The 21,815-nt window shown below is 38.0% G+C and carries 14 protein-coding genes; 9 read left to right on the top strand and 5 right to left on the bottom strand.

Annotated elements, in window-relative coordinates:
- Positions 1–22 precede the first annotated feature (22 nt).
- From der to ACJJVU_RS00140, 3 genes are all read left to right on the top strand, one after another.
- On the top strand, positions 23–1,330 hold the full coding sequence (gene der / locus ACJJVU_RS00150) for a ribosome biogenesis GTPase Der (protein WP_298322457.1): 1,308 nt from the start codon (positions 23–25) through the stop codon (positions 1,328–1,330).
- 431 nt (positions 1,331–1,761) lie between these two features.
- Positions 1,762–4,542: an outer membrane beta-barrel protein gene (locus ACJJVU_RS00145; RefSeq protein WP_405220920.1), complete on the top strand. Its 2,781-nt coding sequence runs from the start codon at positions 1,762–1,764 to the stop codon at positions 4,540–4,542.
- A gap of 82 nt (positions 4,543–4,624) precedes the next feature.
- A complete protein-coding gene (locus ACJJVU_RS00140) occupies positions 4,625–5,542 on the top strand; it encodes a patatin family protein (RefSeq protein WP_298322451.1) in 918 nt (305 codons plus the stop codon).
- A gap of 62 nt (positions 5,543–5,604) precedes the next feature.
- Here ACJJVU_RS00140 and ACJJVU_RS00135 read toward each other — a convergent pair whose 3' ends face one another.
- Together ACJJVU_RS00135 and ACJJVU_RS00130 are read right to left on the bottom strand one after the other, a co-directional pair.
- Positions 5,605–8,286 carry an AsmA-like C-terminal region-containing protein gene (locus tag ACJJVU_RS00135; RefSeq protein WP_405220917.1) on the bottom strand — a complete coding sequence of 894 codons (2,682 nt, stop codon included), beginning with the start codon at positions 8,284–8,286 and terminating at the stop codon, positions 5,605–5,607.
- Between the two features lie 108 nt (positions 8,287–8,394).
- Positions 8,395–9,108: a queuosine precursor transporter gene (locus ACJJVU_RS00130; RefSeq protein WP_405220914.1), complete on the bottom strand. Its 714-nt coding sequence runs from the start codon at positions 9,106–9,108 to the stop codon at positions 8,395–8,397.
- 96 nt (positions 9,109–9,204) lie between these two features.
- On the opposite strand from ACJJVU_RS00130, the gene folK reads away from it, so the two are divergent.
- Complete coding sequence (folK, locus tag ACJJVU_RS00125) at positions 9,205–10,341, top strand: 2-amino-4-hydroxy-6-hydroxymethyldihydropteridine diphosphokinase (RefSeq protein ID WP_405220911.1); 1,137 nt, start codon at positions 9,205–9,207, stop codon at positions 10,339–10,341.
- Between the two features lies 1 nt (position 10,342).
- Here folK and ACJJVU_RS00120 read toward each other — a convergent pair whose 3' ends face one another.
- Positions 10,343–11,755, bottom strand: coding sequence for a CotH kinase family protein (locus ACJJVU_RS00120; protein ID WP_405220908.1), 1,413 nt, complete (start codon positions 11,753–11,755; stop codon positions 10,343–10,345).
- Between the two features lie 143 nt (positions 11,756–11,898).
- Between ACJJVU_RS00120 and ACJJVU_RS00115 the strand changes: the two genes are divergently transcribed.
- Complete coding sequence (locus tag ACJJVU_RS00115; protein ID WP_405220905.1) at positions 11,899–12,333, top strand: hypothetical protein; 435 nt, start codon at positions 11,899–11,901, stop codon at positions 12,331–12,333.
- A 15-nt stretch (positions 12,334–12,348) separates the two neighbouring features.
- Here the strand turns inward: ACJJVU_RS00115 and ACJJVU_RS00110 are convergent, their stop codons facing one another.
- Positions 12,349–13,323 (bottom strand): polyprenyl synthetase family protein, encoded by a 975-nt coding sequence (locus ACJJVU_RS00110; RefSeq protein ID WP_405220902.1) that lies wholly within the window; start codon positions 13,321–13,323, stop codon positions 12,349–12,351.
- A gap of 163 nt (positions 13,324–13,486) precedes the next feature.
- On the opposite strand from ACJJVU_RS00110, the gene ACJJVU_RS00105 reads away from it, so the two are divergent.
- Genes ACJJVU_RS00105 through ACJJVU_RS00090 form a run of 4 tightly spaced genes read left to right on the top strand, consistent with a single transcriptional unit; the run spans position 13,487 to position 20,198 of the window.
- Complete coding sequence (locus ACJJVU_RS00105; protein ID WP_298322424.1) at positions 13,487–14,092, top strand: TetR/AcrR family transcriptional regulator; 606 nt, start codon at positions 13,487–13,489, stop codon at positions 14,090–14,092.
- Positions 14,092–15,432 carry a TolC family protein gene (locus ACJJVU_RS00100; protein WP_405220898.1) on the top strand — a complete coding sequence of 447 codons (1,341 nt, stop codon included), beginning with the start codon at positions 14,092–14,094 and terminating at the stop codon, positions 15,430–15,432. The genes ACJJVU_RS00105 and ACJJVU_RS00100 overlap by 1 nt, the downstream gene beginning before the upstream one ends.
- A gap of 50 nt (positions 15,433–15,482) precedes the next feature.
- Complete coding sequence (locus tag ACJJVU_RS00095; RefSeq protein ID WP_405227402.1) at positions 15,483–16,649, top strand: efflux RND transporter periplasmic adaptor subunit; 1,167 nt, start codon at positions 15,483–15,485, stop codon at positions 16,647–16,649.
- Positions 16,650–16,652: 3 nt separating this feature from the next.
- On the top strand, positions 16,653–20,198 hold the full coding sequence (locus ACJJVU_RS00090; protein WP_405220895.1) for an efflux RND transporter permease subunit: 3,546 nt from the start codon (positions 16,653–16,655) through the stop codon (positions 20,196–20,198).
- Positions 20,199–20,455: 257 nt separating this feature from the next.
- On the opposite strand, the gene ACJJVU_RS00085 is transcribed toward ACJJVU_RS00090, so the two are convergent.
- Positions 20,456–21,811: a RagB/SusD family nutrient uptake outer membrane protein gene (locus ACJJVU_RS00085; protein WP_405220892.1), complete on the bottom strand. Its 1,356-nt coding sequence runs from the start codon at positions 21,809–21,811 to the stop codon at positions 20,456–20,458.
- Positions 21,812–21,815: the final 4 nt, after the last annotated feature.

Here is a 21,815-nt window from a genome sequence, read left to right as displayed (position 1 = left end):
TTGCACACCTAAAAAATTTACAATGAGTACCATAGTAGCTATCGTAGGACGCCCTAATGTAGGGAAGTCTACTTTTTTTAACCGTCTAGTGCAACGTCGTGAGGCGATTGTAGATGCCGTAAGTGGAGTGACGCGTGATCGTCATTACGGAAAAACAGACTGGAACGGTCGCGAATTTACCGTTATTGACACAGGAGGATATGTAGTAGGAAGTGATGACGTTTTTGAAGCCGAAATTGATAAGCAAGTAGAACTTGCGATAGATGAGTCTGACGCTATTATCTTCATGGTAGATGTAGAGCATGGTGTGACAGGGATGGATGAAGAGGTTGCAAAACTACTTCGTAGATCAAAAAAACCTATTTTCCTTGCTGTAAATAAAGTAGATAATAATAAAAGAGCAGCAGATGCTGTTGAGTTTTATAACCTAGGATTAGGTGATTATTATACTATTGCCGCAACAAATGGTAGTGGAACAGGAGATTTACTTGATGCTGTAGTAGAAGCACTTCCACCAAAAGTTGAGGAAGAAGAAAAAGATGAATTACCAAGATTTGCTGTAGTAGGTCGTCCTAATGCAGGAAAATCGTCTTTCATTAACGCGCTGATAGGTGAGGACAGATATATTGTAACAGATATCGCTGGTACTACTCGTGACTCAATGGATACAAAGTACAATCGCTTTGGGTTTGAGTTTAACCTTGTAGATACAGCTGGAATACGACGTAAGGCAAAAGTAAAAGAAGATCTTGAGTTTTACTCAGTAATGAGATCTGTAAGAGCTATTGAGCACGCAGATGTGATTTTACTAGTAGTAGACGCGACAAGAGGTTTTGATGGTCAGGTTCAAAATATATTTTGGCTAGCAGAGCGTAACAGAAAAGGAATCGTGATTCTTGTAAATAAGTGGGACCTTGTAGAAAAGGAGACTAACACGATGAAGAATTTTGAAAAGCACATTAGAGAACAGATAGAGCCTTTTACAGATGTGCCTATTGTATTTATCTCTGTGCTGGAGAAACAACGTATCTTCAAAGCAATTGAAACTGCTGTAAAAGTATATGAAAGCAAAACGAAGCGTATCAAAACAAGCGAACTCAATGAGTTCTTCTTGCCGCTAGTAGAAGCATTCCCGCCACCAGCAATTAAGGGTAAATATGTAAAGATTAAGTACTGTATGCAACTTCCTACACCACAACCACAATTTGCGTTGTTCTGTAACTTGCCACAGTATCTTAAAGAAGGTTATAGAAGATTCTTAGAAAATAAACTTCGTGCAGCTTACGACTTCTCAGGAGTGCCTATTTCTATATATTTTAGAAAAAAATAATTAAAAGTACACTTTCGTGAAAACGAAACATAAAACAAAAAGCTATCAGACATCTGATAGCTTTTGTTATTTATAATAGTTTGCTAATGGCTCTTTCCAGCCTGTAATGCATCTCCCGAATGTTAGCCTAGTAACCCTAAAAGCCAGAAAATAATAAAGAAGATGATGATGGTGCTTATGCAACCGCCACCTAATTTTTTTGCGCCATATGCGGCAATAAGTCCTTTGATGATTTTATTCATGATAATTGGTTTAAGGGTTAGTTACACAAACTTACACTTCTCTATTTCTAGTATGAGTTAATAATCTGTTATGAGTTGAGATTTTAAGAAGAATAACTTGTTAAATATTTACTAAATTTTAACTGTCAGCATATCATTTGGAAGTAAACATTGTTTATTTGATAGACATCAATCAATCAACCGTTTATAATGCGAATTAATCAACTAGTACTCCTTGCGATAGGGTTATGCTTATCTGTAGCTATGCAGGCGCAAAACTTTTCAATTACTGGAACTCTTAAAGACAAAGATTCAAAGCAAACCTTAGAGGCTGCCACAGTTTTCTTAGAGACTGTTAAGGATAGCACACTCATTACTTATACCATTACAAATCAAGATGGGTTCTTTCAACTCGAAGGTCGAGCGCAAGAGAAAAATGCACGTGTGAACATCTCTTTTTTAGGTTATGAGAACTTCACAAAAAATGTAGATTTAAGTACTGGTGATATAGCGCTTGGAGATATAGAAGTAGCACCTTCTACAAACACCTTGGGCGAAGTCGTTGTAAAAAGTAGAGCTCCGGTAACCGTAAAAAAAGACACGCTCGAGTTTAATGTTTCTTCTTTTAAAACCAAGAAAGATGCAAATATAGAAGACTTGCTTAAGGAGCTGCCAGGCGTTGAGGTAGACGAGAGCGGCAAGATTTTAGTAAATGGTAAGGAAGTAAATAAAATTCTAGTTAATGGTAAGCCGTTCTTTGGCGATGACCCTACGATTGCTACGCGCAACCTTACTAAAGAGATTGTAGAGAAAATACAAGTAGTAGATACTAAGACAGATGATGAGGCCTTCGCTGGCGAAGATGGTGATCAAGAAAGTAAGACTATCAACCTCACCATCTCCGAAGAAAAGAATAAAGGAGTCTTTGGTAGGGTGGCTGCTGGTGGCGGGACAGATAATCGTTTTGAATATGCAGGTATTGTAAATGCCTTTGATAACGAGCGACGCATCAGTGTGCTTGCTGGTGGTAACAATATCAACTCGGCTGGGTTTAGTTTTGGAGAGATAAGAAAAATGTTTGGAGGAGGAAGAAGTGTCTACTTCAACGGCAACGGAAGCTTTGGTATTGACGGTCGAAGCTTTGGTGGCGGACAAGGAATTGTAAACAGCCGTAGTGTAGGGGCAAATTATACAGATGAGTATGCAAAAGGATTTGATGCCAATATGGATTATTTCTACTCGGCTGCAAACTCTTTTGATGAGACTCGTGTAGAGCGAGAGAATATTCTTCCAGATAGAAGATTCTTTACAAACAGCGATTCTCGTAATGACTCAAATTCAGATAACCATAGTATTAATACCACTATTAATATTAAAAAGGATTCTACACTACTCATTAATATAAAACCAAAGTTCTCTTTTGCAAATAGTGAGACACGCTTCCGCCGTACAGAGGAGTCACTTAATGAAGACGGTGAGAGAATCAATGAGTCGGCAACAAACAACTTCGTGACAGACGAAGGGAAGAATTTTGAAAACACCTTAAGTGTTACCAAGAAATGGGGAGACAAAGGAGCTTATGTGAGAGCACGTGTACAAAACGAAATCAATAGACAAGAAAGTGAAGACTTTATAGTGTCAAACACAGAGATATTTGGCGATAACCCATCAGAAATTAATCGTAATCAGTTTACAGATGGAGAAACTACACTGGACGGTTATAATCTTAACCTCACTTATAGAGTTCCTTTAGTTGCTAAAAAGTTATTTCTTGATGTAGATTTTGGTCACCGTAGCGATACTAGAAAACGCAAGCGAAGCACCTTTGACTTTGATGAGGTAGCACAGCAGTATAGCATCCTCAATCAAGAGCTAAGTACAGACTTTGAAGGTCGCAATTCACGCACAACTCCGAAACTGGGACTTAATCTTGATGGAGAGAAACTCAATGTGAACGTGAGTGCAGGTTACGTATTTCGCACCCTAGAGAATAACGACAACTTGCGTCCAGAATTGGACATCAAGCAAAATTTTGAAGCACTAGAACTTGATACGTATGTGAATTACAGGTTTAGCCCTAAAGCATCTATGTATGCAAGTTTAGGTAAGAGCAATAGACCTCCAGAAGTCACGCAGCTTAATCCTTTTGTGGATGTGTCGGATCCACTTAATATTGTAGAGGGTAATCCTAATCTAGCTCCGGCAAATGATTATAATTTTTATGGAGGATTTAATAATTATGACTTTCAAAAAGGAGGCGGATGGTATGTTAATGGAGGTGGAAGATTTACAAACGATGCTATTGTACGTAAAACTAGCATAGATGACAATCTAGTAAGTCGCACTACCTATGTAAATGTAAATGGGAATTATAGCGTAGGAGCAGGAGGAGGTTATAATAAAAATGTAAAAATAGATTCCTTGCGTAGTATAAAATATGGAGGAGGTATTTATACAAACTTTGGGCGTAATGTAAATTTTAACAACGAAGTACAATACGCTAGTAAAACGAGATCTCTAACGCCGCGTGTAAATTTTACATACACTTGGAAAAATCTGTTTGAAGTTAAACCTAGCTATAATATCTCTATTTCAAAAACTCAGTTTGGTCTAGACGCTTTTGAAGATCAAGATTTCATATCTCATAATGTTTCATTGGGAACGGCTTTGTTTGTTCCTAAAAACTGGGAGTGGCGTAACGATATTAACTATAATTACAACCCTAACATTGCATCAGATTTTCAGCGAAGTGCAGTGTTTTGGAACTCGACACTTGCTTATTCATTTGCAAAAGATCGCGCTACCGCAACCTTAAAAGTGTATGATGTACTAGATCAAAATACAAACGCAAGGCGTACTGCAAATGCAAACTTTATACAAGATGTACAGAGCACTGTACTAGAGCAATATTTTATGCTCAGTCTTAGTTGGAAATTCAACACGCTAGGTAAAAAGGGGGAAACAAATGATGGTGGGGTATTTTTCTTTTAACGCTTTCGCGAAAGCGTACCTCAACAAAACACTCATTTCTTAATTAAAAACCTTATTTTTCTGAGCTCAAAGAGAACCCACAATGCGAGCATTAGTCATTTCAGGAGGAGGAAGTAAAGGCGCTTTTGGCGGAGGCGTAGCCCAATACCTTATGCAAGAAATGGGTAAGGATTATGATATGCTGGTGGGAACCTCTACAGGCAGTTTGCTAGTGCCTCATCTCGCACTTCAAAATATTGAAAAGATAAAGGATGTGTATACTTCTGTTAATCAGAATGCCATTTTTAATGTGTGTCCATTTGTAATCAAAAAAGATAAATGGGGAGAGCAAACCATTGCGATTGATCACTGGAGTGTGTTGCGCAATTTCTTAAAAGGATCTAAAACTTTTGGAGAGAGTAAAAAATTACGCAAACTCATAGAGCGTACTTTTACTCGTGAGGATTATGCGCAGCTACAGGCTAGTGGTAAGGAAGTGCTAGTCACTGTTTCAAATCTATCATTACATAAAACAGAGTATAAATCTAGTAACGTAGAAACCTATGAAGATTTTTGCGACTGGGTGTGGATGTCGTGTAATTACATCCCTTTTATGAGTCTTGCGACTAAAAATGGATGTGAGTATGCAGATGGAGGTTTTGGCGCGCTAGTGCCCATTAAGGAAGCTGTAGAGCGCGGTGCAACGGAGGTCGATGTAATCATACTAGAAACAGAAGTTACTTATTACAATAACCTCCCTTCTACAAATGTATTTTCATTATTGAGTAATCTGCATGGTTTCATGATGGACCGTATAGAAAAGCAAAATATTACCATAGGTAAATATGCAGCCAATCAAAAAGAGGCAATAATTAACTTCTATTATACGCCTACAGTACTCACCACAAATTCATTGATTTTTAACAAAGAAAAGATGAAAATATGGTGGCAAAGCGGCTTTGACTATGCTAAGTATAAAAACGAAGAACTCAACGAGATTAAGGTGGATGATGAGGGGTAGTATCCCGCTTTAGCGAAAGCAGCATATTTATATATCACATCATAACTTGAGTTACTACAGCATTAATTAACCGTATCCTTCACCGTTTCTTTTGTTGTTTTCTTTTTCCCAAAGAGACCACCTAATATTCCCGTGGTAACATCTTTAATGGCGTCTTCGGCTTTTGGGGTTGTGGTGGTGTTTTGAGGAGTCTGTGTGTTAGTAGTTGTGCTATCTGTTGTAGTGGTATTTGGTGTTGTTTTGTTTCCACCTAATAGACCTCCTAATACATCAGTAAGTTTATCTTCTACTTTGTCTTTTGCGCGTTGCTTCTGGATCTCTATAATCTGGTTAGTAAGCGCTGTGGTAGCTGCTTTTAGATTAAGATCTACTTTAGGCGAAGTAAAATTTCCCGAAAGGGAAACAGGAACGTCTATATGGATATTCTCTTTTTCGGCATCTGTAAGTTTTGAAAGTAATCCGCTCACGTCTCCGCCTAGGTATTTTGCTGGGAGATCGAGGTTGAGGGTGTAGTTCATCTCGTTTGTAAAGCTATGCCCACCGCTTACCTGCACATTGATTCCTTTCACATTAAAATCAAATGGCTTTACAACAACCTGACCATCATTAAACGTAAGGCTCGTTTTGAGCTTGTCTAGTTTAAGGTCATCAAGGTTTATAAAATCAAGTTTTTGAGATAATAGATTAAGAAGCGGCATCTTGTCTGCATCTACATCTGCAGTCAATATCTCTGCAAAGGCATCCCCAGAAATAGTGCTTAGGATAGGACTAAAATTATCATCCAGCTGTCCCTGCAATTGTATCTTGGTGTTGAGCGCGCCTTGTAGTGCCTTTGCAATAGGAGCAAGTCCTTGCAGCATCTCTAGCTCCTTAAAAGAGCGGTCTATGTCTATGCTGCTCAAATCTACAGTCATATTAAAAGTAGGAGCACCATCACGTGTGGTGACAGATCCAGAAAGTCCTGCCGCACCGCCAAAGATGCCAGAGTTAAGATTGCTTAATGATGCCTGCTCATTTGCAATGGTCACACTACCCTTTGTGTTACTAAGTTCTAACCCATCATAAATTACCTTTGCGGCATTAAAGTTTACAGAGGCATCTAGAAAATCTGGAATTTGTATAGCTGTATTGCTTGAGCTAGTGCTAGCTTGAGTAGTGCCAGATGTAGTTGCTGTGCTAGTTGCAAAATCATCAAGGTTGAACACCTTTGAGGTCACGTCAAAACGCCCTTTTAAATCTTCCTTAGACATTACAAACGGGATGAGGTTTTCTATAGATCCCGTTGCATTTATATCTGAAGTCCCACTTGTAGCAGCAAATGAGTTAAGCGTGATATTGCCTGTTTTAAAACTTACAGCTGCATTTTGTATAGCAATGGGATTAGGTAGTTCTGGAGTGCTGTAAGTGAAGTTACTAAGCGTAGCGTTACCAGAGCTTTTTATATTTTGATACAGCTGTTTCTCAACAGAGTTCATATCAAAACTCGTCACAATATCTGCAACAAGTCTACCTTGTAGCGGCTGGTCTAGATTAAGTGGGTAGACTTTGTCTATATTTCCTAAATCTAGCGCACCATCTAAGTCTAGATTTACAAGCATGTTACCCATCAAGTTTTTGAGCGTTCCCTTTGCGGTAAAGGTGTCTTGGTCAATCTTAAAACGTAAATCGTTTATCTCAATATAAGTAAGTTCTGTGATGCCTGTATCGTTTTTAATCTTTACATCTATATTGATGTTGTTCATTCTTTTAGGTAGGTCTGGATACTTAAAAGAAGCATTGTTAGACACAATCTCAATATCCAGATTTGGGATGTTAGTCTCCGTTGTTTTCCCTTTTATAATTCCGCTTACGCGAAAATCGCCACTCGTTTCCACCCCATCGAGATTTGCTCTATATTCCTTAGGGATTAGAGCTAGAAAGTTCTTAAAATCTGATGAAGGTGTTTCAAACGATAAGTCCATAAGATTGCCATCTTCTAGAAGCTCTATAAAACCATTAAACTCTAGTGGGAGTTCGTTTATTTTGGCTAAGTTTTCCTTAAAAGTATACTTCTGTTTTTCTAGCTCCATTTGGATTACAGCTTCTAGGTCGAGCTCGTGTCCGTCTAGATAGTGTGTGCCACCATAATCAAAAGATACTACAGCGTGGGTCTTCGTATCAAGTTCACTCTCAATAGCCGAAAAATCTCCAGAACCAGTATGGTTTATCTCCGTAAGTTCTAAGTGGGTTTGTGTAGAGTGATCATCATAAATTATTTTTGAGTCTATGAGGCTGTACTCTTGTAAGTTAAAAACAAAAGGTTCTGAGCTCTCCTCAGTAGTAGTCTCTGTAGTCGGTGTCTGTTTTACAATATCATAATTTGCATTGCCTAAGGAGTCTACTTGTACGTGTACGTTTGCTTCCAGCAGTGATAAAGCGTCTACAGCAATAGGCTCATCTGCTGTGTTTTTAAAGAGTTGGGTAACGCCCATCTCAATGCGTATTTCTTTACCACTCGCAAGTGTATCACCAGCAAATGGTGCATTATTAATTACCGTAAAGTCGTTTACTATAACCGTTGCATCAGGAAAACTTCTAAAGAGGCTTAGTTCTAGAGAAGACCATTCTACTTGAGCGTTTAGATTATTATTGATGGTTTTCTTGAGTAGGTCTTCTAGTTTTCCTCTAAAAAGGAATGGCGACGCTGCAAGCAGTATCACAACAACGAGAAGTATAATACCTGTAATTTTGAGTGCTTTTTTCATAATATTTATTGGCTCTTTCGAGCAAGATTTACATCCCTTTTTTATTGTACTACTTTGTTTTTAGTACGCTTTCGCGAAAGCATATCTGTAATTTTTATAAACAACCTCCTAAATAGGTAGCTTTAATTCTTCACCTTCCTCTAGTTTAAATCTCTTTCTAAATAGTCCTACACCTAGGTATAGAAATGGGGTGTCAAAAGCGGCAATAATCACTTTAAATAGAAATCCTCCTAAGAGAAGACCTCCAAACAATTGCCACTCAATGAGTCCAAAGATACAGAGTAAACATAGGACCGAGAATGTATCTATAAACTGAGATAAGAATGTCGAAAAATTATTTCTGAGCCAGAGATGTTTGCCCTTAGTTATACGTTTCCAAAAGTGATAGATGTGAATATCTACGTATTGTGCTAGTAAATAGGCTATCATACTCGCAAAAACTGCCAGCGCAGTAACTCCAAAAACCTTAGTAAATAGTGTGTCATCTACAGGAGACCAGCTCGTAGCGGGAACAGCGTTACCTATATAAACGATTAAGAGTGAAAATAGGGAGGCAAAAATACCAGCAGTTACCATTTGGTTTGCTTTTTTCTTACCATAAATCTCACTTACTATATCTGTAATTAAAAAGGTAATTGGGTAAGGAAGTATCCCTACCGAAATCTCAAAAGTATAGATTCCAAAAAAGTCCCATGAAAAGAACTTTTGAAAAATTAGATTAGATACAACTAGTGCGCAGATAAAAAGAGCGCCTAAAATCACGTAAATGCGATATGCAAGTTGTAAATCCTTTGTATTTAAATCCTTAGAGGGTAGTTGCATTTTCTTAATAACTTCGATTTCAAAATTAGCGCATTGTGATTTTGATTTCCTTAATTTGTTGTGAAATGTTATTCTCGTAATTCAACAGCTAGATCTTTGCATACCACATTCTTATCATTAGGCAGTAATCAAGGAAACACTTATGAAGCACTCGATAAAGCGATACAATTGCTTTTTGAGCGTGTAGGTAGGGTTGTGAAAATCTCCCCTGTGTATCAAAGTCCTGCTTGGGGTTTTGATGGGCCAGATTTTCACAACTGTGTGGTGAGGATGGAAACATCATTACCTATTAAAAAACTCTTAGACACGACACAGGCTATAGAGCAATTACTAGGTCGTAAGGAAAAGGAAGGGACAGCTTATCAGTCAAGAATAATAGATATAGATATATTGCTTTATGACGATGTTGTAAAGCTGTCAGAGCAACTCACGGTTCCTCATAAGCATATGCAAGAGCGGTTGTTTGTACTACAGCCACTTGCAGATATCGCAGGTGATGAGGTTTGCGAGGCATTATCTACACCTGAAAATCCAGTCACTTACTTAGAGTTATTAGAAGCTTGTAACGATGATAGTATTCTTATAAAACAGGCTAAGTGGCTTAAGAAACCACAAGACAGTATTGATTTAGGTGGTTACAACTATATCACTATAGAAGGAAATATAGGAGCAGGAAAAACAAGCCTCGCCACGATGATCTCAGATGAGTTTAATGCAAAGCTTATTCTTGAGCGTTTTAAAGACAACCCGTTCTTACCTAAGTTTTACAAAGACCCAGATAGATTTGCATTTCCGTTAGAAATGTCTTTTCTGGCAGATAGGTACCAGCAGCTACTAGATGATTTAGGACAATATGATCTTTTTAAGGATTTTATGTGCGCAGATTATGATCGTTACAAATCGCTCATATTTGCACAGGTAACCTTACAAGAGGAGGAGTTTTTGCTTTACAAACGTCTCCATGAGATGATGTATAAAGATATGCCGCAGCCAGACTTATACGTTTACCTTTATCAAAATACAGAGCGTTTACTTAAGAATATAAAGAAGCGTGGTCGTAGTTATGAGAAGAGTATTGATCCTACTTACTTAGAAAAAATAAACCAAGGGTACCTTGATTTTATAAAGACTCAGCATAATCTCAATGTAAAGATTATTGATATTTCAGAGTTAGATTTTGTAAAAAATAGAGCGGATTTCTTATCAATTATCAACCAATTTGCAAACGAGTAATTTAGAGTTTGAAAATATAATCGTCTAGAAACGCGAGTCTTTTTTTAGTCCATTGCTGCATATAGTCTAGTCCTTCATGGTCAGAAATAAAATCTTTCCATACCAGCTTTTCTCTTTCAAAAACTAGATGTGACGAGAGTGTTTCATATACGTTTTGTTGTCTTGCGAGTAGTTCTTCCTCACTTAATACTTTAGTGCGCAGTGTTGCCCATCGTGCTTTAAAACGTGCGTTAAAATCATCTGCATTTGTTTTGATAAGTCTTCTCACGAGACCGTTTGTGAGAAAATCGTCGGTGGTTTTTATTCGTTTACCACTAAAAATAGTCCCGAAGCTTCCATCTAGGTCCCAGGGCGCATAGAAGTAAGGTTCTCCTGCGTCGTAACGTATGAGATATAAATTCTTACCTAAATTATCTGGTGCGCGCACAGCGTTGATGTATAGGAAATAATCAATCGCATTATCGATTACAAATTGTTTTGAAATTCCTTTCGCGAAAGCTTCATTATTACTATTCACGACAAAGTCTGTAAAGGGGTACACATTATCCCACGGAGCATTAGTTTCAGATGGGTATTTAATATCATAACCGCCCCAGCTTGCTAAGAAATTCTTTTTAGGAGGTATGGAGTCAAAAGAGCTAGCGCCTAGGTAGCGTGCCCCTTGAAAAATCTCACCACGCACCGTGTCGTCACGATTCTTTTTTGCTTGTACGAGTTTGCGATCTACTTGTTCTTGCAGTAAGAAAATCCCTTGATAGCTTCCATTTACAAAAACCTCGGAATAGGCGGCCGTTGCGCCAGCTTTGGCTGTTGGTTCTTTATCTAGATAATGTGGTGTATAGATGTCATTCCATAAATTGAGAGATAGATAAGAACGCATTCTCAGTGGCTCATTGTAAAGCCCATCTAGAATCCAGTCGTCATCACTGCGCATACCTGCAAGCTCATAATCTTGATTTTCAAAACCTAGGCTATCTTTATAAAAGTTGAGGTCGTACGTCTTTTTTGGAAACACAAGAGAGCTGCTTCCTCTCAGTTCTATCCCTGCGTGACTTGTAAACTGTGTGTCTTTATATGCATAAGAGATTGTTGCCATACGTTTAGGCTCATTTACAATCCCCTGTGGAGCATCTATCTGTATAAGAGGATATGAAGTAAAATAAGTTTTATAAGTAGTTGCGCCATGCTTAAGTAAGTGCGAGGCAGTATAAATAGAATCCTTACTTGAAAGATTAAGAGTATATGATAGTCCGTTAATCTGGAAATCACCGTCTTTTATTGGGGTCCCTCTAGGTATTTGGATAATCGCAATATTAAGAGAATCGTCTATTGCGACGCTTTGTGAAGTAAAGGTTACTTGAGCACAAGAGCTTATAGAACATGCTACTAATAATAGAAAAGTATAATATCTCACAATAGATTGATTTACAGTAAAGATAATGCAATTGAAATGCCACAAATGAATGTTAAGGAAATTTTGAGAGTCTTATAAAAGTGTACTTTTATGCTATGAGATTGATAATTAGTTTTTTACTCTGCTTTTGTACTACGCTTTTGATGGGTCAAGAAGGCGTAACATCAAGTGTAGCACTGGGTCCTCCTAACCCAAAACCAGGGGTTTGCTACCTTTCACGTGACGGTGGAGGTGAAGATAAATTATGGAAAGCGGTACTCTGCGAGTGGAAAGAGTATCAAACTTTAGATATTCTTAGTGATAGCATGGAGCCTAGATTATCTAATTATGATAAGCATTACATCAATAAAAGAGTGCGTGTATTACTTGAACGTAAGCTCTCACTAGAAGTTAAAAGTTATTATTCTTCAAGCGCCAGTGACACCACAGATGCTTGCCTTGCCAAGGCAAGAGCTGGTGAAGTAGGAGAGTATCTCATAAGTCAGGGACTAGAAAGAGATCAACTTAAGATTACCTTGCTCCCAGTTAAAGATAGCGTGGGTTTAAGTTTGAGAGTAAGAGCTATTAATGCGTTATAATTATGTTACGTATTCTTAGTAAGTACGCTTCATTAAACTCTCTCCAAAAAGGTGTAGCACCTCTTTTTTATCTTCAGATATATCAACGTTATCTAGTGCTGTAAATGCTTTCTGCGTGTATTTGGCAATTTCTTGTTCAGTAGCTTTTGCTGCACCAGAGTCTAAAAACTGTTGCTTAACTGTTTCTATTTTCTCCGCAGGATCTGCTGGTGAGATAGAGAAGAAATGCTCTAGTTGTTGTGCATCATCTTTATCTGAGTTTATAAGCGCAGTAAGATATAAGAAAGTCTTTTTGTTTTCTATAATATCACCGCCTACTTGCTTTCCAAAACTCTCTGGATCACCAAAAGCGTCTAGATAATCATCTTGTAATTGGAATGCGAGACCTAAATCACGACCATAATTATAAATTGCTTCTTGACAAGTTTTTGAAGCGCCAGCAACTATAGCTCCCATTTTAAGAGCAGCGCCCACGAGTACAGCTGTTTTATACTCAATCATTTTCATATACTCAGGGATAGTAACATCGTCACGAGTTTCAAAATCTACATCATACTGCTGTCCTTCACAAACTTCAATTGCCGTTTTAGAAAAGAGCTTTGCTAGCTCCTTAAACGTATCTCCTTCATAATTTTCAAATAACTGGTAAGCTCTTATAAGCATTGCATCTCCAGAAAGTATACCTGTGTTTATATCCCATTTTTCATGTACAGTTTCCTTACCACGACGTAATGGAGCATCATCCATGATGTCATCATGCACTAAAGAAAAGTTGTGAAAAATCTCTATAGCCAGTGCAGCATCAAGTGCGATAGCATGGTCTTTTTCAAACAGTTCACAAGCCATAAGTGTAAGTACAGGGCGCAGTCTCTTACCTCCTAAACCAAGTATATAATTTATAGGGTCGTATAAATTTTTCGGCTCTTTCTCTAGGGTGTGTTTATTTAAATAATCAATAAATACCTCTGTGTATTCTGGAATGCTGCGCATGAATTGCAATTTTTTTTGTAAAAATAAGTGATAAGAGATGATTATGCCCTATTACGCTTTCGCGAAAGCGTACCGTAAACCCCTACAACTGTTAAAATTTGTTTAAAATAATTGGAAACTATAAAAACTTTAAAAGTTTCCTGCGTATTTTTGCACTCGAAATATGAAAGACCAATTATTACACACTGCCACCGAATTGTTTTTAAGTCAGGGATTTAAGAGCATCACAATGGATGATATAGCCAAAGAAATGGGTATGTCTAAGAAAACAGTGTACAGCTACTATTCAAATAAAGAAGCAATAGTCTCTGCAAGTGCGATGCAGATGTTTACAGATGTATGCGGAGGGATAGATACCATATTTGAGCGTGAGTTAAATCCTATTGAGGAATTATATGACATTAAGAAATATGTACTTGAGCACATTAATGGAGAGCGTACTTCTTCTATGTATCAGCTTCAAAAATATTATCCTAAAATACACCAGACACTTAGAAAGAGTCAGTATGATTACATGCAAAGTTGTGTGACTAGAAACGTGCTAAAAGGGATAGAACAAGAACTTTTTATAAGTGATATAAGTGTAGAGTTTGTAGTAAATATTTACTTCACAGGGATGACGGGTATTAAGGATGAGACTATTTTTCCTAAATCTACATTTCCCGTGTCAGACTTATATGATATGTATCTAGAGTATCACATACGTGGTATTGTAACACCTAAAGGAAGAAAAATTTTAAATAAACTCATCAAATCTAACCACAACTAATGATACAGAGATTATCTATAGCGATATTATTACTAGTAAGTGTTGCCACGGTAGCACAAACTAGAAGTTTTACCGTAGAAGAGGCTGTAACCTTTGCTCTAGATAGCAATTATACAGCTATCAATAGCCGCCGAGACATCGCAAAGGCAATTAAGAGAAAATGGGAAACCACCGCTAGCGGATTACCACAGGTAAGCGCTAGTCTAGATTATAACTACCAGATAAAACAGCCTACACAGCTTATTCCAGCCGAGTTTGTAGGTGGTGATGCAGGTACTTTTATTCCTGTAGTTTTTGGAACACAACAGAATGCGACTGCAACGGCAACGTTGAGTCAGCTTATTTTTGATGGGTCATACCTTGTAGGATTACAAGCAGCCAAGACTTTTCTAGATTATTCTAAAAATGCTAATGAAAAGACACAACTTGAAGTGCGCAAGGGTGTCATAAACGCATATGGAGGAGTGCTTCTTGCTCAAGAGAGCGTAGCAATTTTAGACAAGAATATCGCGACACTAGAAGACAACTTGAGAGAGACAAGAATCATTTTTGAAAATGGATTTGCAGAGGAGGAAGATGTAGAGCAACTACAGATTACCTTTTTGTCACTCAAGAACCAGCGAGCAAATGCACAGCGTATGGTAACTATTGCTAAGCAAATGTTTAATCTAGCAATAGGCATCGATGTAAATGAAGAAACGGTACTCACTCAAACGCTAGAAGGGCTCGCACTACCAGCATTAGGACTTCTTAATGATACCGTAAACTTAGAGCAAAACGTAGATTATAAGATTGTAAATAATCTTAATGAGCAACGCGAGCTTGAGCTTAAACTTGAGAAAAGTAAAGCATTACCTACATTAGGAGCGTTCATAAATGTAGGAACATTTGCAGGGCGTAACGAGTTTAACTTTTTTGATAGTGATGAGAAGTGGTTCCCGCAATCTATTACTGGTTTCCAACTTAATATTCCAATTTTTAGTTCTGGCATGCGTAATGCGAGAACGGCACAAGCTGCAATAGCACTGGATCAAGCCAAAACTCAAAAAGAGGAGACAGCACAGCAAATTAAACTTGCATATGCATCGGCAAAAAGTGATCATGAGCTTGCCATAGATAACTACAATACATCTCTTAAGAATATCACGCTAGCAGAGCGTATTGAGAATAAGAATCAAATAAAATTTAGAGAAGGATTAAGTACAAGTTTTGATTTGAGACAAGCGCAAACGCAACTTTACCAAGTACAACAAGAGTTACTGCAAGCAATGTTACAAATAATTACAACTAAGGCAGATCTAGAGACCATACTTAATATGCCTAATTATACCAATAACTAGTTCTCTCAACAAGAGATTTTAATAAGCTACCAATCAGAAATAAAATAATGATGAAAAAATATATCACACTTGCTATCTTAAGTATCGCACTCGTTTCTTGTGGAGGAGACTCTAGCGGAAAATCTGTAGAGACACTCCTAGAATCTGGCACAGTAGAAGAGCTTCAGTCTAAGAAAGAAGCGCTTAAGGCAGAAATAACTACTAGTAATGAGCAACTGGCACAAATTGAAAAAGTGCTAGAAGAAAAAACACCTAGAGACAAGAAAGAGGTTCTTATTACTACAATGACCGTTAAGGATACTTTATTCAACCACTTTATAGAAGTACAAGGTAATGTGGAAACTAAGCAAAACGTACTTATATATCCAGAGTATCAAGGAACACTCTCAAGAGTGCTCGTAAAAGAAGGGCAGCGCGTAAGAAAAGGGCAGTTGCTAGCTCGTATAGATGATGGAGGTTTAGGAAGTCAAGTGGCACAAGTAGAGTCTCAGGCAGCACTTGCAAAGACTACTTTTGAGCGTCAACAACGTTTATGGGATCAAAAAATAGGATCTGAAATTCAATATCTACAAGCAAAAACACAATACGAGTCATCACAAAATATGGTGAATCAGATTAAAAGTCAGCTAGGTAAGACTACTGTAAATGCACCTTTTTCTGGTGTGATAGATGAGGTGATTACAGACCAGGGTACCGTAGTTGCTCCAGGAGTAGCCATTTTTAGAATCGTAAATCTTGATAATATGTATGTAGCTGCAGAGATTCCTGAGAGCTACTTACCTACAGTTACGGCTGGTAAAACGGTAAAAGTAGAGTTTCCAGTGCTAGGAGAGAGTATTGATGCTACTGTACGCCAGACGGGTAACTACATTAAACCATCAAATAGAAGTTTTGCTATAGAAGTAGATGTTCCTAATAAGGATGGTAAAGTAAAACCTAACCTTACTGCGCGACTTTCTATCAATGATTATACAGCAGAGAATGCAATCTTAATTCCTCTCAATGTGATTAATGAAAATGCAGATGGTGAGCAATATGTATATATCGCTTTCGCGAAAGCGGACGAAATGATAGCGCAGCAAAAAATCATAACCACGGGTAAATCTCAAGGGGATCGCATTGAAGTACTTTCTGGTATAGAAGTAGGCGATAAGATCATCGTAGAAGGAGCACGATCTGTAAAAGACAACCAAGCTGTAAAAATCTTAACATACTAAGCGATGACAGATAAGAAAAAGAAAAATGTAGATAAGGAATTTGCAATCTCCAGTTGGGCGATTGATAATCCTACCATTATTTACGTTCTTATGGCGCTGTTTCTGGCCTTAGGAATGGGTGCATATTTAGGTATGGCACGTGAGAATTTCCCAGAAATTAATGAGACTAAAATTTATATTTCGGCTCCTTATCCAGGGAACACAGCAGAGGATATAGAGCGTCTTATTGTTGATCCGCTGGAGGATAAACTTCAGAATCTATCTGACGTGGTTGAGGTGCTTTCTACTTCGCAAGAAGATTATGCAATCATCACCATAGAGTTCAAGGAAGGAGTTGATGTACAAGTTGCAAAGCAACGTGTAAAAGATGAGGTAGACTCAGAAACAGCAAATGAAGACTGGCCTACGTTTAACAACGCAAAGGTGGAGCCTAACGTATTTGACTTAAGTATCTCTGAGGAAACGCCTATTCTTAATGTAAATGTATCTGGTAACTATCCTACTATAAAGCTTAAAGAGTATGCAGAGTATTTACAAGATGAGATAGAAAGCCTTAAAGAAATAAAGGAGGCGACCATACGTGGTGCACAAGAGCGTGAGGTAGAAGTAGCAGTAGATGTGTATAAAATGATTGCTGCTCAAGTAAGTTTTAATGACATACTTGCTTCTATAGGTAATGAAAATATGACCCTATCTGCAGGTAACCTTGTGAGTAGTGGGCAACGTCGTAACATTCGTGTGATAGGAGAAATTCAGAGCCCAGAAGAGCTTGAAGATTTTGTGATCAAATCAGATAACGGTGCTGTGTATCTTAAAGATATTGCAGAGGTAACTTTTTCTGAAGAAGATAAAACTACCTATGCTAGAGATCTCACATTATATGAAGGAGATACGGTAAATGACGAGGAGATAAGTGAGACGGTGGTAATGCTAGACGTAAAAAAGCGATCTGGTGAAAACATGATTGAAGCCGTAGAGCAAATCAACGAGATTATAGCAACTGCTACGGCAGAGGTGTTTCCTCCAGATGTTGTAGTGCGTACAGCAAATGATCAGAGTGCAAAGACAGAAAACCAAGTAAACGACCTTGTAAACAATATCATCTTTGGGATTATACTTGTGGTAGGCGTACTTATGTTCTTCTTAGGATTTAAAAATGCACTTTTTGTAGGGTTTGCAATTCCTATGTCAATGTTTATGAGTTTTATGATCCTCAATTTGATGGGTTATACGATGAATACCATGATTCTCTTTGCCCTCATTATGGGACTAGGGATGCTAGTAGATAATGGTATTGTGGTAGTAGAAAATGTGTATCGTCTCATGGACGAAGAAGGAATGGGACGTATAGAAGCGGCCAAAAAAGGTATCGGAGAGATAGCTTTTCCTATCATTATTTCCACACTTACTACGGTAGCAGCTTTCGTGCCACTAGGATTGTGGCCAGGGATTATGGGGCAGTTTATGATTTACTTCCCTATCACACTATCTGTTGTACTTGGTTCATCATTATTTGTTGCAATTTTTATAAACTCGATGCTCGTATCACAGTTTATGAAAACAGATGAGAAGGCGCTTTCGCGAAAATTTCTTATCCGCACCTCACTCATCATGTTGCCTATTGGGTTAATGATATTATTTTTAGGTGGAAGCATACGCGGACTAGGAAGTCTCGTGATTGCAACCATCATCTTCATGTGGATATATAAGTATGTGCTTAAAGGTGCTGCCGATGTTTTTCAAAAGCGTTTTTTAACATGGTTAGAAGATATTTATAAGAGATTCTTAGGATGGGCGATTAGAGGCTATAAACCTATAGGCTTTGTAGTAGGGATTTTCCTTATGCTTATCCTCACTTTTATGGCATTTGGAGGATCTGTAAGTGCTGGACGTACGGCAATCGAATTTTTTCCAGATAACAAACCTAACCAGATTACAGTTTATATAGAGTATCCAGAGGGTACTGCAATCACCAAAACAGATGCAATCACGAAGGAGATAGAACAACGTGTATTTAAGGTCTTTAATGATGAGGCATACTTAGAAGGTGAAGATTACAATGCACTTGTAGAAACTTCTGTGTCACAAGTAGGAGAAGGCGCAGGTAACCCACAAACAGACGGAGGAAGCGCCGCCGAAATGCCACACAGAGCAAAAATTACAGCTACTATGCGTGAGTATAAGTACCGTAATGAAGCAGATAGTGAAGAGCTACGTTTTAAGGTGCAAGACGCCGTGAGAGGAGTATATCCAGGAGTTGTAATTACAGTAGAAAAAGATGCAGCAGGACCACCACAGGGATATCCTATCAATATTGAATTAGAAGGTAAGGATTATCAAGAACTCATCATCGCAGCAGAAAAGATGCGTAACTATATTAATAGCCGTAACGTTCCTGGAGTAGATGAACTTAAGATTAATGTAAATAGAGGTAAGCCAGGAACAGAAGTTCTTGTAGATCGCCAGAAGGCAGGAGAACTAGGTGTAGCAACTGGTCAAGTAGGGCTGCAACTACGTCGTTCTATCTTTGGAGATAAAGCAGGAGTATATAAAAAGGATGGAGAAGATTATGATATCTACGTGCGCTTTAATGAAGAGCAGCGATATGATAAATCTGCTTTATTTAATCAGAATATTACCTTTAGAGATCCTGCTACGGGACAAGTAAAAGAAGTGCCTGTAAGTGCAGTAACCACTACAAGAAATACCTCTTCATTTAGTGCGATAAAGCATAGAGATTCTAAACGTGTGGTGACAGTATATTCTAATCTTGCCGCTGGATTTACAGATGCAGGAGTAGTAGTTGCCGCAGTGCAAGAAGAGATGCAAAACTTTGATGATATTCCTAAGGATATTAAGGTGAATTATACAGGTCAAATTGAAGACCAAGCAAAGGAAATGAACTTTCTGGTAAGTGCCTTTTTTGGCGGATTGGCATTGATATTTTTCTTGTTGATATTTCAATTTAGCTCCATATCAAAGCCTATCATTATTATGATAGCCATCTTCTTAAGTTTTATAGGAGTATTTGGAGGAATTATTATTAGTGGATCACCGTTTGTGATTATTATGACCATGATGGGTATTATTTCCCTCGCCGGTATTGTGGTAAATAATGGAGTGGTATTACTTGATTATACACAGCTGCTTGTAGATCGTAAGGAAGTAGCGCAGGATCTGGAAGGAAAGCAAATGCTTGATAAAAAGACCATGCAAGAACTCATTATCGAAGGTGGTCGTGCACGTTTGCGTCCAGTATTACTTACAGCGATAACAACGGTACTTGGTTTGATACCACTTGCTATTGGTATTAACATTGACTTCTTTGGGTTGTTCCAAGAGTTTGATGCTGGTATTTATGTAGGAGGTGATAACGTGATTTTCTGGGGGCCACTTGCGTGGACAGTTATTTACGGATTAATCATAGCAACCTTTCTTACTCTTATTATCGTACCATTGCTATATTACATAGTATATCGTATTAAGGTGAAAGTAAGAGGAAGTGCAGCAACAGATAGAAACAATGAAGCACTTAAAGAAGCAGCATAACACTGACTTCTGATATATATAAAATGCCCTCAACGTAATTGTTGAGGGCATTTTTTTGTGCGTTAGTAAAGCCGTTCGTCTTAATTAGTTTCAACTGGTAAGCGTATTAAAAGCTAATAGGAAGGTAATTGCATTAGCTTTTTGCTCATTAAATAATCTGACTTAGAGATGTTTATTGTGAGTTGTCTCGCTTTCGCGAAAGCATAAAAAAACCCTCTCAATAGAAATTGAGAGGGTTTAAATGAATTATCTGAGTTTTATTGATTCTCAGTAAGTGGTACTGGGAATTGAGAAAACACATCATCATTTGCTCTATCAATAGGTAACTCATCAAGACGATTGTAACGACGTACATCTATCCATCTGTGTCCTTCGGCAAATAGAGAATATCTACGTTGTGTTAACATCTCATCAGTAAGCTCTGTAGGGTCTGTAGTCCCAGAATATGGATCTAGACCAGCACTTTGTCTAATTAAGTCAAGTGCAACTATCGCTTCGGCAGGATTTACAGTAATATTTGCTTCTGCATATAGTAATAATAACTCTTCCTTACGAATAATTGGAATATCATCAACGTTAGAAGTATAACGAAAAACGTCATATTCACCAGTAAGACCGTCAAGTGTTAATGGGTTTGCGATTGGATTTCCATTCTCATCCACCGCACTACGTAAGACAACCTTACTAAGTCGAGCGTCATCTGCTTCTGCATCTGTGATAAAAGATGGTTGTGCGATACGTGCACCCGCAGTAGAAGAGTTTACAGCAAAAAACATAGGATTAAGAATATCTGTCTGATTTTGTGTAAAGTTGTGATAAACACCAAGATCAAGATTATTATTATCCAATGTTAAGAAGGAGTCATCAAGTAATGATAATACTCCAGGAAAATCTCCTTGATAAGCTGCTACTCTTGCTGCGAGGGCATTACTTACTGAAGCAAAATCAGTTGGCACGCTAAAACTATCAAATCCAGATGAAAGTAAGAACGGAAACTCTTCACCTCCAGCACTTAGATCTGCTGCGGCATCTACTAGAGTAGCTCTTATAAAAGTAAGTGCTTCGCTTTTTGATACAAATGGTCCTAAGTTAGTTTCATCTGCCACATCTACACGTATACCTCCTTCGTCTACTAGGTTGAGGTTGAGTAAAAGTTCATGAGCAATCATTGTTTTTAAGAATCCAGTTGTTGCACTCAATTCTTCCGCCGCAAATATTGCAGAAAGATCTTGTGCTTCAATAAATCCTAAGATAAGGTTAGCGTTTTTTACGGTTCTATATCTTGCAGCCCATGGGGTTGTGATATAGAAGGTATTGTTATCTAAAACGGCATTTTCTCCCCCTAGTAAATCACTTGTAAATCTAGGGTCTGAGCTTGAGAATCTATAATATTCTCTACCTATAACCCCACAATCATCAAAGTAAGTTCCCAGACCTACGCGAGAGCTATATAGCACTCCGCCCACTAGGTCTTGTAAGTCTCCGCGAGTTAGATTGTCCTCAAAGGCATCAACCTCGGGGTTGTTTAAGTCTGAATATTCTTGTACGTCACAAGAATAAAGCCCAGCACAAATACTCAGTGCAAGTAGGCTTTTAGTTATATATTTTTTCATCTTT

The organism is Dokdonia sp. Asnod1-B02 (assembly GCF_045063955.1).
Taxonomy (GTDB): Bacteria; Bacteroidota; Bacteroidia; order Flavobacteriales; family Flavobacteriaceae; genus Dokdonia.
Note: the sequence above shows the minus strand (reverse complement) of the source record. Positions and strands in the feature narration are given on the sequence as shown.